This window comes from Candidatus Pelagibacter communis (genome assembly GCF_012932795.1).
In the GTDB taxonomy this organism is placed as follows: Bacteria; Pseudomonadota; Alphaproteobacteria; order Pelagibacterales; family Pelagibacteraceae; genus Pelagibacter; species Pelagibacter ubique_S.
Map to the genome: position 1 here is coordinate 482,735 of NZ_LANA01000001.1, position 14,276 is coordinate 497,010.

The following is a 14,276-nucleotide window of genomic DNA, read 5'->3' on the forward strand; positions in this document are numbered from 1 at the left end:
AACAACCAGAAGTTCAAGCAGAACAAAAAACAGAAAAATCAGAAGAAAAAAAATAATTTTTTTTTCAATGCCTTTAACTCTTTACGATAAAATTTGGAACGAACACCTTGTTCATCAACAAGATGATGGAACAGCCCTACTTTTTGTTGATAGACATTTAATTCATGAGGTTACAAGTCCTCAAGCATTTGAGGGGCTTAGAAAATCTAACAGAAAAGTAAGACAACCAGGTTTAACTTTAGCAGTTGCAGATCATAATGTTCCAACTACTGATAGATCTAAAGGAATAGCAGATGCAGAATCTAAAATTCAAGTAGATACCTTAGAAAGCAATTGTAAAGAATTTGGAGTTCAATATTTAGGAATGAACGACAAGAGACAAGGAATTGTTCATATCATTGGTCCAGAACAAGGTTTTACACAACCTGGAACAGTAATTGTTTGTGGAGACAGTCACACAGCAACACATGGTGCATTTGGTGCTTTGGCATTTGGAATTGGTACCTCCGAAGTGGAACATGTCTTAGCAACACAAACATTGGTTCAAAAAAAAGCAAAGAATTTTAGAATTAATGTTAATGGAAAACTTCCTATTGGTGTTACCTCTAAAGATGTAATTTTACAAATTATAGGAAATATTGGAACTGCAGGAGGAACGGGTTCTGTTATTGAATACGCTGGCACTCTAATTTCATCTTTAAGTGTAGAACAACGAATGACAATTTGTAATATGACTATTGAGGGAGGAGCAAGAGCAGGATTAATTGCTCCAGACGAAAAAATATTTGAATATTTAAAAGGTAAACCGATGTCTCCAAAAAATGAAAATTGGGACAAGGCTATGAAATATTGGAAAAATTTAAAAACTGATGATGGAGCTAAATTTGATAAAGAAATAAATTTAGTAGCAGAAGACATTTTACCTATGATCACCTGGGGAACTTCTCCACAAGATGTAATCACTATAGATGGTAAAGTTCCAAATCCTAAAAATGAACAAGATGAAGACAAAAAGAACTCTTTAGAAAGGTCATTGAATTACATGGGTTTAGAGGCCGATACACTAGCTACAGATATTAAGATTGATAAGGTTTTTATAGGAAGTTGTACGAATGGTAGAATTGAAGATCTAAGGGAAGCTGCTAAAATATTAAAAGATAAAAAGAAAGCATCCCATGTTCACGCAATGGTTGTTCCAGGCTCAGGCTTAGTTAAAGAGCAAGCAGAGCAGGAAGGTTTAGATAAAATTTTTATAGCTTCAGGTTTTGAATGGAGAGAGCCTGGTTGTTCAATGTGTCTTGCAATGAATGCAGATAAATTAAAACAAGGAGAAAGGTGTGCTTCAACTTCAAACAGAAATTTTGAAGGAAGACAGGGTAGAGGTGGAAGAACACATTTAGTAAGCCCTGGAATGGCAGCAGCAGCTGCAATATCTGGAAACTTAGATGATGTCAGAAAGTATCAAAATTAAAATGCAAAAATTTAACTTACTTACAAGTATCCCAGTATATTTACCAATTGTAAATATTGATACAGATATGATTATTCCAAAACAATTTCTTAAAACAATTAAAAGAACAGGGTTAGGGAAAAATTTATTTTTTGAAATGAGGTATGATGATAGTGGAAATGAAATAAAAGATTTTATTCTAAATCAAAAACCTCACAATCAATCAAAAATATTAATCGCAGGAAAAAACTTTGGCTGTGGTTCGTCAAGAGAACACGCACCTTGGGCACTTTTAGATTTTGGAATTACATGCGTGATAAGCTCTAGTTATGCTGATATTTTTTACAGTAACTGTTTCAAAAATGGAATTTTACCGATTATTTTACCAGAGGAAAAAATAAAAGAATTATCAGAATATTCAAAAAGAAAAGAAGAAATTTCAATAGACCTAAATGAAGAAAAGATAATTTTTGGAAATAGTGAAATTAAGTTTGACATTGATCCTTTTAAAAAAAAATGTTTATTAGAAGGGCTTGATGATATTGCGCTGTCATTAGCCAAAAAAGAAAAAATCACAACCTTTGAAGAAAACTTAAAAAATAGTAAACCATGGATATTTAATGATAAAAATTAAAAAAAGAAAAATTTTACTTTTACCTGGAGATGGTATTGGACCTGAAGTTATTCAAGAAGTTAAAAAAGTTATTTTATGGTTAAATTCAAATAAATCTCTAGATTTTGAAATTGATCAAGATTTAGCGGGTGGTTGCTCTTATGATAAACATGGAACACCAATAACGGATGAAGTCTTTTACAAAGCTTTAGAAAGTGAATTTGTTATGTTGGGTGCAGTTGGTGGACCAAAATGGGATAATTTAGATTTTTCAAAAAAGCCAGAAAGAGCCTTATTAAAATTAAGAAAAGAATTAAAACTATTTGCAAATTTAAGACCTGCAATTTGTTTTGAGCAATTAGTTGATGCCTCAACCCTAAAACCAGAAATTGTATCTGGATTAGATATTATGATAGTAAGGGAATTAACAGGTGGAATTTATTTTGGTGAGCCAAGAGGAATTAAACCAATAGAAAATGGTGAAAGAAAAGGGATTAATACCCACTCATATACAACTAGTGAAATAGTTAGAGTAGCAAAAGTAGCTTTTGATCTAGCAAGAAAGAGATCAAATAAGGTTACTTCATGTGAAAAGTCGAATGTAATGGAAGCCGGACAACTTTGGAAAGAAGAAGTTCAAGAGCTTCACGACAAAGAATTTAAAGATGTAGAATTAAGTCATATGCTTGCTGACAATTGTGCAATGCAATTATTGAAAAATCCAAAGCAATTTGACGTAATCGTTACTGACAATTTATTTGGAGACATGCTTTCTGACCAAGCCTCAATGTTAACGGGATCTCTAGGTTTATTACCATCAGCTTCTTTAGGTGCAAAAAATAAAGAGGGAGAAATGAGAGCTATGTATGAGCCTATTCATGGTTCTGCACCAGATATCGCTGGAAAAGAAATTGCAAACCCAATAGCCTCAATTTTAAGTTTTGCAATGGCCTTAAGATACTCTTTGGATTTAGATAGTGAAGCTGATGCTTTAGAAAAAGCTGTACAAGATGTCTTAAATGAAGGTCTTAGAACAAAAGACATCCTTTCTGAGGGAAAAAAAGAAGTATCAACATCAGCTATGGGTGATGCGATAATTTCAAAATTGCAATAATTAAATAATTATTCTAAAGTTCTGGAATGCCAAATTATACTGCACCAGTAGAAGATATGATGTTTCTTTTTGATAAATTAAGAAATAATAAAAATTATAATGATCTTGAAAAATATAAAGAAGTTAATTCAGAATTAGTAAAAGATATTTTAGAAGAAGCAGCTAAAATTAATCAAAACTTAATATTACCACTAGCAAAATCAGGTGATGAAAACCCAACAGTTCTAGAGAATGGTGTGGTTAGAACACCGCCTGGCTATAAAGAAGCTTACTCTAAATATATAGAAGATGGTTGGACTTCACTTTCTTGTGATCCAAAATATGGGGGACAAGGAATGCCAAAAACTGTAAGTGCTTTTTTTGACGAAATGTTATCATCTGCAAGTTTATCATTTAAACTTTATAGTGAGTTAAGTATTGGTGCATATAATTGTATTTCTCATCATGCTACAGATCAAATAAAAGAAAAATACCTTCCAAAAATGGTTGAAGGAAAATGGAGTGGTACTATGTGCCTTACTGAACCAGTTTGTGGAACTGATTTAGGCCTTTTAAAGACTAAAGCTATTGAGCAATCTGATGGAACTTTTAAGTTAAGTGGACAGAAAATTTTTATTACTTCAGGTGATCAAGACTTAACAGAGAATATTATTCATTTAGTTATTGCAAGAGTAGCTGACTCTCCAGCAGGAACAAAAGGAATAAGTTTATTTTTAGTACCCAAGTTTGTAGTAAATGAAGATGGATCTATTGGGGCAAGAAATGGAGTTTCTACAGGTTCTATAGAAAGCAAAATGGGAATTAAAGGTTCTGCTACGTGTGTATTAAACTTTGATGATGCAACTGGTTATATGATTGGATTAAAGAATAAAGGGTTAAATGCAATGTTTACTATGATGAATTTAGAGAGAATTGTTGTAGGAATTCAAGGTTTAGGAATTTCTGAAATTGCCTATCAAAATTCTTTAAGTTATGCAAAAGAAAGGAAACAAGGAAAAACAAATAATACAAAATCAACTAATGGAGCAGATTTTATTATTGAGCATGCTGATATTAGAAAATCTTTGCTTAATATGAAATCTATTATTGAAGGTGAAAGAGCCTTATGTTTTTGGCTGTCTCAACAAACAGAAGTTAGCCTTTATCATCCAGATGAAAAAATAAAGCAGGAAGCATCAGATCTTGTGTCGTTAATGACACCTGTGGTTAAAACGATGTTTAGCGATATGGGAATGGAAATAACAAGTGAGGCTATGCAGGTTCATGGCGGTTATGGGTACACAAAAGACCAAGGAATAGAACAGCTATATAGAGATAATAGAATCACACCAATTTATGAGGGAACAAATTCAATTCAAGCAGCAGATTTGGTTTTTAGAAAATTAGTAAATAAAAATGGTGATATAATTGATAAGTATTTGGAATTAATCAAAAATGATTGCAGTACAGAAAATGAAAAATTAAAACCTTTTATAAAAGAATTAAAAACACACCTAGAAATTTTATCTACTTTTACTGTTTGGATTAAAGAAAAAGTACAAAACTCAAAAGATGATGCAAGTGCAGCATGCAATGACTATTTAAAAGCATTGGGGTTCGTGTCTATAGCACATGCGTGGATAAAAGTTTTAGAAGTAAGTTTTAAAGATTATGAGCAAAACAAAGAGTTTTATGAAGATAAAATACAAACTGCAAATTTTTATTTTAAAAGAGTTTTACCAAGAGCCGAAAGTCATTTTAAAACCGCTACATCAGGAAGTGATTATATAATGAATTTTAAATTCAGTTAGTATGAGTCATTACAATAAAAATTTAGATAAAAATGAAGCTAATTATGTTCCTCTTTCTCCTTTAACATTTTTAGAAAGAACTAAAGATATATATCCAAATTATGAAGCCTTAGTTTATGAAAGTAGGTCGTATACCTGGGGTGAGGTTTATAAAAGATGTGTTAAGTTTGCTAGCGCACTAGATAAATTGGGTGTGAAAACTGGAGATACAGTTTCTATAATGGCTTTTAATACACCAGAAATTTTTGAGGCACATTATTCAATACCAATGGTAGGAGCGGTAATTAATGCAATCAATACAAGACTAGACCCTACTACTGTAAGTTATATTTTACAGCATAGTGATGCAAAGGTTTTAATTGTAGATAGACAATTTCACAACGTAATTGAGAAGGCTTTAAAGAATGTTAAAAATAAAATTACCATTATTGATATTGATGACCAAGATATAGATACAAGTTCTTTCAAAAAAATAGGAGAATTTGAATATGAAAGTTTTTTAAATACAGGAGATGAAAATTATGAATGGAAAAAACCAAAAGATGAATGGGATGCAATTTCATTAGGGTATACATCTGGAACCACTGGAAACCCTAAGGGAGTAGTTTATCATCACAGAGGCTCATATTTAATGTCAACAGGCAGTGCCACAGCTTGGAATATGTCTAACAAACTAAATTTTTTATGCGTTGTGCCAATGTTCCATTGTAATGGCTGGTGCTATCCTTGGACACTAGCAATGCTACATGCAAGAGTAATTTGTTTAAGAAACATTGATGTAAAAAAGATGTTTGAATTAATTGTTAAATATGAAGTAACTCATTTCGGTGGAGCCCCAATAGTATTAAATATGATTGTTAATGCTCCAAAAGAAGATCAAAAAGTACTAAAAAGAAAAGTAAATGTTTTGACTGCAGGAGCACCGCCACCAAGCATCATCTTTGAAAAAATGGAAAATCTTGGCTTTGAAGTGATGCATGTTTATGGATTAACTGAAACTTATGGTCATATGTTACAGTGTGCATGGAACGAAGATTGGAATTCATTAGAAAAAGACAAAAAGAATGAAATCAAAGCAAGGCAAGGTGTTAGGTACCCAAACACAGAGGGTGCCATTGTAATGGATCCAGAAACAATGAAGCCAGTGCCCAAGGATGGAAAGACTATGGGTGAAATTATGATTAGAGGAAATATTGTAATGAAGGGGTACTACAAAGATAAAGAAGCAACAGATAAGTCGATGGCAGGTGGATGGTTTCATTCAGGAGATTTAGCTGTGACGCATCCTGATGGATATATAAAGATTCAAGATAGATCCAAAGATATTATTATTTCTGGAGGAGAAAACATTTCTTCAATAGAAATTGAAAATGTAATTGCAAAACACCCTTCAGTTTCTTTAGCAGCTGTAGTTGCTAAGCCAGATGAAAAATGGGGAGAAACACCCTGTGCTTTTGTTGAACTAATTAAAGATAAGCCAACAACTGAAAAAGAAATAATAGATTTTTGTAGAGAAACATTGGCAGGATTTAAACTTCCTAAAAGTGTTATTTTTTGTGATTTACCCAAAACTTCAACAGGAAAAATTCAAAAATTTGAACTTAGAAAAAAAGTTAAGGAATTAAGTTGATCTTTCAAGTAGACAATAAGAATGTCTTTGCATCAGATTCAGGTAAAGGTATTGATAAAAAAAAACTTACAATAATTTTACTTCATGGAAGTGGTCTCTCTCATATTGTTTGGTCTTTAACAGAGCAGTATTTATCAAATCAAAATTATAATGTTTTAGCAATTGATTTACCTGGTCATGGAAATTCTGAGGGTGATTGTTTAAAATCAATAGAAGAAATTTCAGATTGGTTAGAAAAAGTTTTTAAAGAGCTTAATATTTATGAAATAATAATGATTGGACACTCCCAAGGGTGTTTGGAGATACTTGAATATTATTCCAAATATTCAACAAGAGTTAAAAGTTTAATATTTGTCGGTGGGTCGTACAGAATGCCAGTTAATCAAGACCTTATTGATCTTGCTGAAGATGGAGATGATAAAGCAGTTCAATTAATGATGAAATGGAGTTATGAGAACTCAAAAAAATTCATTGGGGGCAATCCTGTAGAAAAAATTATTAACTCTCCAAGAGATATTAGGGAAATTTTAGCTATTGATCTTATAGCTTGTAATAATTATAAAAATGGATCTGAGGCTCTAAAATCAATAAATTGTCCTACATTATTTATATTTGGTGAGTTAGATAAGATGGTTAACCTTGAAAAAGGTAAGAAATTTGCTGAACTTATTCCTAATTCGGAAACTCATATAATAAAAGATTGTGGACACATGATTATGTTTGAAAAAGCTTTTGAAATGAGAGAAAAGATCTCTGAATTTTTAAAAAAATGAAAAACTTTTCAATAGCAAAATCTAGAAGACTAAGAAGCACTCCTTATACTTCAAGAATAGAGGAGCAAGGAGTTACAGCATACACAATTTACAATCATATGTTGTTGCCAGCTGCGTTTGGTTCAATAGAAGATAGCTACAAGCACTTAAAAGAGCATGTTCAGGTATGGGATGTTGCTGCAGAAAGACAAGTAGAGATTTCAGGAAAAGACTCAGCAGAGCTAGTACAATTGATGACATGTAGAGATTTATCAAAATCTAAAATAGGCAGATGTTATTATTGCCCAATAATAGATGAAAATGGAAACTTGATTAACGATCCAGTTATTTTAAAACTTGCGGAAGATAAATGGTGGATATCAATAGCAGACTCAGATGTAATTTTTTTTGCTAAAGGATTAGCATCAGGGCATAAATTTGATGTTAAAATTATAGAACCAGTAGTTGATATAATGGCAGTACAAGGTCCAAAATCCTTTGCATTAATGGAAAAAGTTTTTGGAAAAAAAATTACTGAACTAAAATTCTTTGGGTTTGATTATTTTGATTTTGAAGGGACAAAGCATCTTATAGCAAGGTCAGGATGGTCTAAACAAGGCGGATATGAGCTATACGTTCAAAACCCAGAGTCAGGGCAAAAATTATATGACCATCTTTTTGAAGTTGGAAAAGAATTTAAAGTAGGACCAGGATGTCCAAACTTAATAGAGAGAATTGAGAGTGCACTGTTATCCTATGGTAATGACTTTGATAATAATGATAATCCATTTGAATGTGGTTTTGAGCAATATGTTAGCTTAGATAGTGATGTAAATTTTTTAGGAAAAGAAAAATTAAAAGAAGTAAAATTAAATGGACCTCAAAAGAAATTAATGGGAGTCAAAATTGATTTAAAAGAAATCAGTCTTACTGGATCAAAAAACATATATGATGAAAATAATAATATAATTGGTGAATTAAGATCGGCTTGTTATTCACCTCATTTTCAAAAGGTTATAGGAATAGCAATGATCCAGAAATCTCACTGGGAAGCATCTCAAAGCTTTAAAATTCAAATAAACGATAATACCATTAATGGAAACGTTTGCGATTTACCCTTCATCTAGTATAAAAGTAAAATAATATCATGAATATAGCAATTGTAGGAGCCACAGGTAATGTTGGAAGAAAAATGCTCGAAGTATTGGAGCAGAAAAAAATTTCAATTGGTCAATTATTCTTAGTTGCCTCTCCAAGAAGTGCTGGTCAAAAAGTAAATTTTAATGGTAAGGAGCAGGAGATTTTTAACCTAGAGACTTATGATTTCTCAAAAGCTGAAATTACTTTTTTTGCGGCTGGTGGAAAAATATCAGAAAAATATGCAGAAAAAGCAGCAAAACATACTACAATAATTGATAGCTCTAGTTTTTTCAGAATGGATCAAGATGTACCTTTAATTGTTCCACAGGTGAATCCAGAGGCAATTAATGTTTTAAAAAAAAATATTATTGCCAATCCAAACTGCTCAACAGCACAATTAGTAATAGCTCTAAAACCGTTACATGATGAATTTAATATAAAAAGAGTAGTTATATCAACTTATCAATCCGTATCTGGTGGTGGAAAAAAACCAATGGATGAATTAATTGAACAAACTAGATTATCATTAGATAAAAAGAAAATAAATTCTAAAAATTTTACTAAACAAATTGCTTTTAATGCTATTCCACACATAGATGTTTTTGCAGATGATGGTTATACAAAAGAAGAATTAAAGATGGTTAACGAAACAAAAAAGATTCTCGATGATAAGATTGAATTGACAGCAACATGTGTAAGAATTCCAGTACTAGTTTCTCACGCTGAGTCAGTAAATATTGAATTTGAAAAACCATTTAGTTTAGAAAAAATACACTCTTTATTAGATAGTGCAGAAGGTTGTGAGGTATATGATATAAGAGAAGATGGAGGTTACATTACACCTTTAGAAGCTGAAGGTAAAAATGAAACTTATATTTCTCGGATTAGAGAAGATAAAACAAAAAAAAATACAATAAACATGTGGATAGTATCAGATAATTTATTAAGAGGTGCTGCACTGAATGCAGTTGAAATAGCTGAGCTTTTAATTAAAAAAAATAATGGATAATAACAACCCTTTATCTCCACATATCCAAATTTATAGATGGCATATATCTTCTTTAGTTTCTATTTCTCATAGAATTACTGGAATAGTTAATATAACAGCAATAACCATAATTTGTTTTTGGATCTTTTCTTTATTATTAGGAGAATCTAGTTACGAACTAACAAAAATATTTTTACAATCTATTTTTGGAAAATTTATTATTATTTGTTTAACTTGGTCCTTTAGCTTTCAAGTATTGAGTGAAATAAGACACCTAGCAATGGACCTTGGTTATGGCTTTGAACTAAAGACAACAAAGATTACAGGCTTACTAGTTATCTTTGGGTCCATTTTTTTTACAATTCTATTTTATCTATTAGGAAGGAATTTTATTTAAAATGAACTTTGTTACAAAAAAATGGCTGTTCATGAAAATTAGCTCAGCAATTCTAGTGCCTTTAATGATTTGGTTTATCTTAAATCTAGTTTCAATTTTTGATAAAGATTATATTGAGATTGTTAATTTTTTTACTACTCAATCATCTAAAATTTTAGTTTCTTTAACACTAGTATTTGCTTACTTTTTCTCAGCTTTAAGCATTAGTGAGGTATTTGAAGACTATATTCAGGATGAAAAAATCAAAAATGCCGCAAACAAAGTGCTCAATATTTTTGCTATAATAATGCCATTAATCACAATTATTGTAATATTTAATTTAAACTAATGAGCTCATATAAAATAATAGACCATGAATACGATGTAATAGTTCTTGGAGCTGGTGGTTCTGGTCTAAGAGCAGCTGTTGGTTTAAGTGAAGCTGGCTTAAAAACAGCATGTATTTCAAAAGTTTTTCCAACTAGAAGTCATACTTCTGCTGCGCAAGGAGGTATATCAGCATCATTAGGAAACATGGGTGAAGATGATTGGCGTTGGCATATGTATGACACAGTCAAAGGTGCTGACTGGCTGGGTGATCAAGATAGTATAGAGTATCTTTGTAAAGAAGCCCCTGCAGCAGTTATTGAATTAGAAAAATATGGAGTGCCATTTAGTAGAACAGAAGATGGAAAAATTTATCAAAGACCTTTTGGTGGAATGACAAAAAATTATGGCAATGGAATAGTCCAAAGAACGTGTGCAGCAGCAGATAGAACTGGACATGCAATTCTACATACACTTTATGGACAGGCACTTAAGCATAACACGGAATTTTTTATAGAATACTTTGCGCTAGATTTATTAATGAAAGATGGCGAGTGCAAAGGGTTAATAGCTTGGAATTTAAATGATGGAACAATTCATAGGTTTAGAGCTCACTCAACTATAATTGCCACTGGCGGTTATGGTAAAGTTTATTACTCCGCTACGTCAGCTCACACATGTACAGGTGATGGAAATGCAATGGTTTTAAGGGCGGGACTTCCATTACAAGATATGGAGTTTGTTCAATTTCACCCTACTGGAATTTATGGGCATGGTACTTTAATTTCAGAAGGTGTTAGAGGAGAAGGTGGATACCTTGTTAACTCTAAGGGCGAAAGATTTATGGAGAGATATGCTCCTAATGCAAAAGATTTAGCATCAAGGGATGTAGTAAGTAGATCAATGTCTATTGAGATTAACGAAGGAAGAGGCGTAGGTAAAGATAAAGATCATGTTCTTTTAAACTTAAGTCACTTAGATAAAAAAGTAATTGAAGAAAGACTTCCAGGAATTTCTGATGCTGCAAGATTATTTGCAAATGTTGATGTAACTAAAGAGCCTATACCTGTAGTCCCCACTGTTCACTATAATATGGGAGGTATTCCAACAAATTATAAAGCTGAAGTACTAACAGTTAACGGTTCTGAAAAAATAGTACCAGGATTAATGGCAATTGGTGAAGCAGCATGCGTTTCAGTTCATGGAGCTAATAGATTAGGATCTAATTCATTAATAGATTTAATGGTATTTGGAAGAGCTGCTGCAAAAAGAGCTGCGGAACTAGTTAAACCAGGAACACCCCATGAAGATATAGGAGAGTCTGAAACTGAGAAATGTTTAGAAAGATTTGATAAACTTAGAAATTCAAATGGAGAAAATAGTACAGCTGAATTGAGACTTGCGATGCAAAAAACTATGCAATCAAAATGTGCAGTCTTTAGGACAGAAAAAACTCTTAAAGAAGGTGTTTCTGAAATTAGAAAAACATATGATGGTATGGGGTCAATTTCTGTTAAGGATAAATCACTTGTTTTTAATACTGATCTTGTTGAAACGCTCGAATTTGATAATTTAATAAGACAAGCAATTACCACAGTAGACTCTGCTTATAATAGACAAGAGAGTAGAGGAGCACACGCAAGAGAAGATTTTCCAACAAGAGATGATGAAAAATTTATGCAACATACTATTGCTTGGTGCAATGGAAAAGATACAAAAATCGGCTACAGGCCAGTTCACAAAACAACTTTAACAAATGAAGTTCAATATTTTCCTCCACAAGAACGAGTATATTAATGGTTCAAATAAATTTACCTAAAAACTCAGAAGTTAAAAAAGGTATTTATTACAAAGACAAAACTGGTTCTAAAAATATTAGAAAAGTAAATGTATACAGATGGGATCCCAGTTTAGGTGAGAATCCAAGAGTAGATTCATATGAGGTCGATATGGATAATTGTCCTTCAAAGGTTTTGGATGTTTTAAACAAAATTAAAAATGAAATTGATCCCTCATTGGCTTATAGAAGATCTTGTGCGCATGGTGTTTGTGGCTCATGTGCAATGAATATGGATGGCAAAAATGGTTTAGCATGTACAAAGCCTCATTCAGAAATAGATGGAGATATTAATATTTACCCACTACCTCACTTAAAGGTAAAGAAAGATCTTATAGGTGATTTAAGTGGATTATATAAACAATATGAGTCCATTGAACCTTGGCTTAAAACAAATCAAAAAGTTGAGACCACAGAAATATTACAAACTAAAGAAGATAGAGTAAAATTAGATGGTGCCTATGAATGTATTATGTGTGCATGTTGCTCAACCTCCTGCCCAAGTTATTGGTGGAATGGTGATAAATATTTAGGCCCAGCAGTTTTACTTCAAGCTTATAGATGGATAGTAGATAGCAGGGATGATGAAAAAAAAGAAAGATTAAAAAAAGTGGCTGATGAACTTAAACTATATAGGTGCCATACTATTATGAATTGTACTAGCGCGTGTCCAAAGGGATTAAATCCAGCAAAAGCTATAGCTGAATTGAAAAAAATGCTTGCAACAAACTAATTACCCTTTTAAATAGCAATATTCATGAATTTATTAGAACACTTTGTTGGCGGAAAGCTAATTTCAGGTTCATCTGATAGAAAAAGTAAAATTTTTAATCCAGCAACAGGTGAACAAGAGTCTGAGGTAAGATTAGCCAGTAAAGCTGATCTTGATCAAGCTGTAGAAGTAGCACAAAAAGCTTTTGAAACTTGGTCATTAAAACCTGCACTTCAAAGGGCAAGAGTAATGTTTAAATTTAAAGAATTAATAGAAAAGAATGCAGATGAACTTACAAAATTAATAGTCTCAGAGCATGGCAAAGTTTATGAAGATGCCAAAGGTTCTTTAACAAGAGGTTTAGAAGTTGTTGAGTTTGCCTGTGGAATCCCAAATTTGCTTAAAGGAGAATTTTCAGAAAATGTAGGAACAAATGTTGATAGCTGGTCGATGCGACAGCCTCTTGGAGTTGTTGCTGGTATTACACCTTTTAATTTTCCAGCAATGGTACCTATGTGGATGTTCCCTTTAGCCATTGCATGTGGAAATACATTTATTTTAAAACCATCAGAAAAAGACCCATCTTGCCCACTAAGATTAGCAGAGTTACTAACAGAAGCTGGACTACCAGATGGTGTTTTTAATGTTGTTAATGGAGATAAAGAGTCTGTTGATGCAATTTTAACAAACAAAGATATCAAAGCTGTAAGCTTTGTAGGATCAACGCCAATTGCAAAATATATTTACGAAAATTCTGCCAAAAATGAAAAAAGAGTTCAAGCTTTAGGTGGCGCAAAAAATCATTTAGTAGTAATGCCTGACTGTGACCTTGATGGTGCAGTAAATGGATTAATGGGTGCTGCATACGGTTCAGCAGGAGAAAGATGTATGGCGCAATCAGTGGCAGTAGCTGTAGGAGATATAGGTGATGAGTTAGTTGCCCGTTTATCAAAAAAAGCTGAAGCATTAAAAGTAGGTCCTGGTATGGATAAAACATCTGAGATGGGTCCACTAGTTACTAAAGAACATTTAGAAAAAGTAAAAAGTTATGTTGATCTTGGAGTTGAAGAAGGTGCTAAATTAATTGTTGATGGAAGGAATATAAAACTTCAAGGATACGAAAATGGTTTCTTTATAGGTGGTTGTTTATTTGATCATGTTAATAAGGATATGAGAATTTATAAAGAAGAGATATTTGGTCCTGTTTTGTCAGTCATAAGAGTTAAAACTTTTGAAGAAGCAACAAAACTAATTAATGATCATGAGTATGGTAATGGAGTAAGCATTTATACAAGAGATGGTGATGCTGGAAGAACGTTTGCTAGTAAAATTCAAGTTGGTATGGTTGGAATTAATGTTCCAATACCTGTGCCAATGGCATTCCATAGTTTTGGTGGATGGAAAAGATCATTATTTGGAGATAGTGCAATGCACGGAGCTGAAGGAATTAAATTTTATACAAAGCTTAAAACAGTAACATCAAGATGGCCTTCTGGAATAAGATCTAATGCAGAATTTGTCATGCCAACAATGAAATAAGGAGAAAA

The 14,276-nt window shown here is 32.3% G+C and carries 13 protein-coding genes; all 13 read left to right on the forward strand.

Annotated features, from left to right (window positions below; all coding sequences use genetic code 11):
* Positions 1-67: 67 nt before the first annotated feature.
* Genes leuC through VP91_RS02630 form a run of 13 tightly spaced genes read left to right on the forward strand, consistent with a single transcriptional unit; the run spans position 68 to position 14,268 of the window.
* Positions 68-1,471: a 3-isopropylmalate dehydratase large subunit gene (gene leuC, locus VP91_RS02570; protein WP_169035874.1), complete on the forward strand. Its 1,404-nt coding sequence runs from the start codon at positions 68-70 to the stop codon at positions 1,469-1,471.
* A 1-nt stretch (position 1,472) separates the two neighbouring features.
* Positions 1,473-2,084 carry a 3-isopropylmalate dehydratase small subunit gene (gene leuD, locus VP91_RS02575; protein ID WP_211181507.1) on the forward strand — a complete coding sequence of 204 codons (612 nt, stop codon included), beginning with the start codon at positions 1,473-1,475 and terminating at the stop codon, positions 2,082-2,084.
* The gene (gene leuB, locus VP91_RS02580; protein WP_169035875.1) at positions 2,071-3,177 is read left to right on the forward strand and encodes a 3-isopropylmalate dehydrogenase; all 1,107 of its coding nucleotides are present in this window, start codon (positions 2,071-2,073) and stop codon (positions 3,175-3,177) included. Before leuD ends, leuB begins: the two co-directional genes overlap by 14 nt.
* A gap of 26 nt (positions 3,178-3,203) precedes the next feature.
* Positions 3,204-4,967 (forward strand): acyl-CoA dehydrogenase family protein, encoded by a 1,764-nt coding sequence (locus VP91_RS02585; protein ID WP_169035876.1) that lies wholly within the window; start codon positions 3,204-3,206, stop codon positions 4,965-4,967.
* Between the two features lies 1 nt (position 4,968).
* Positions 4,969-6,597, forward strand: coding sequence for a long-chain-fatty-acid--CoA ligase (locus VP91_RS02590; protein ID WP_169035877.1), 1,629 nt, complete (start codon positions 4,969-4,971; stop codon positions 6,595-6,597).
* Entirely contained in the window at positions 6,594-7,370 is a 777-nt protein-coding gene (locus VP91_RS02595; RefSeq protein ID WP_169035878.1) for an alpha/beta fold hydrolase, read from the forward strand. Before VP91_RS02590 ends, VP91_RS02595 begins: the two co-directional genes overlap by 4 nt.
* Positions 7,367-8,476 (forward strand): dimethylsulfoniopropionate demethylase, encoded by a 1,110-nt coding sequence (locus VP91_RS02600; protein WP_169035879.1) that lies wholly within the window; start codon positions 7,367-7,369, stop codon positions 8,474-8,476. Before VP91_RS02595 ends, VP91_RS02600 begins: the two co-directional genes overlap by 4 nt.
* A gap of 20 nt (positions 8,477-8,496) precedes the next feature.
* Positions 8,497-9,498, forward strand: a complete 1,002-nt coding sequence (locus VP91_RS02605; RefSeq protein ID WP_169035880.1) for an aspartate-semialdehyde dehydrogenase — start codon at positions 8,497-8,499, stop codon at positions 9,496-9,498.
* A complete protein-coding gene (gene sdhC / locus VP91_RS02610) occupies positions 9,491-9,874 on the forward strand; it encodes a succinate dehydrogenase, cytochrome b556 subunit (protein WP_169035881.1) in 384 nt (127 codons plus the stop codon). The genes VP91_RS02605 and sdhC overlap by 8 nt, the downstream gene beginning before the upstream one ends.
* Before the next feature lies 1 nt (position 9,875).
* Positions 9,876-10,202 carry a succinate dehydrogenase, hydrophobic membrane anchor protein gene (gene sdhD / locus VP91_RS02615; RefSeq protein ID WP_169035882.1) on the forward strand — a complete coding sequence of 109 codons (327 nt, stop codon included), beginning with the start codon at positions 9,876-9,878 and terminating at the stop codon, positions 10,200-10,202.
* Positions 10,202-11,977 (forward strand): succinate dehydrogenase flavoprotein subunit, encoded by a 1,776-nt coding sequence (gene sdhA / locus VP91_RS02620; RefSeq protein WP_169035883.1) that lies wholly within the window; start codon positions 10,202-10,204, stop codon positions 11,975-11,977. The genes sdhD and sdhA overlap by 1 nt, the downstream gene beginning before the upstream one ends.
* Positions 11,977-12,750: a succinate dehydrogenase iron-sulfur subunit gene (locus VP91_RS02625; RefSeq protein ID WP_169035884.1), complete on the forward strand. Its 774-nt coding sequence runs from the start codon at positions 11,977-11,979 to the stop codon at positions 12,748-12,750. The genes sdhA and VP91_RS02625 overlap by 1 nt, the downstream gene beginning before the upstream one ends.
* 24 nt (positions 12,751-12,774) lie before the next feature.
* A complete protein-coding gene (locus VP91_RS02630; protein WP_169035885.1) occupies positions 12,775-14,268 on the forward strand; it encodes a CoA-acylating methylmalonate-semialdehyde dehydrogenase in 1,494 nt (497 codons plus the stop codon).
* The last annotated feature ends 8 nt before the right edge of the window (positions 14,269-14,276 follow it).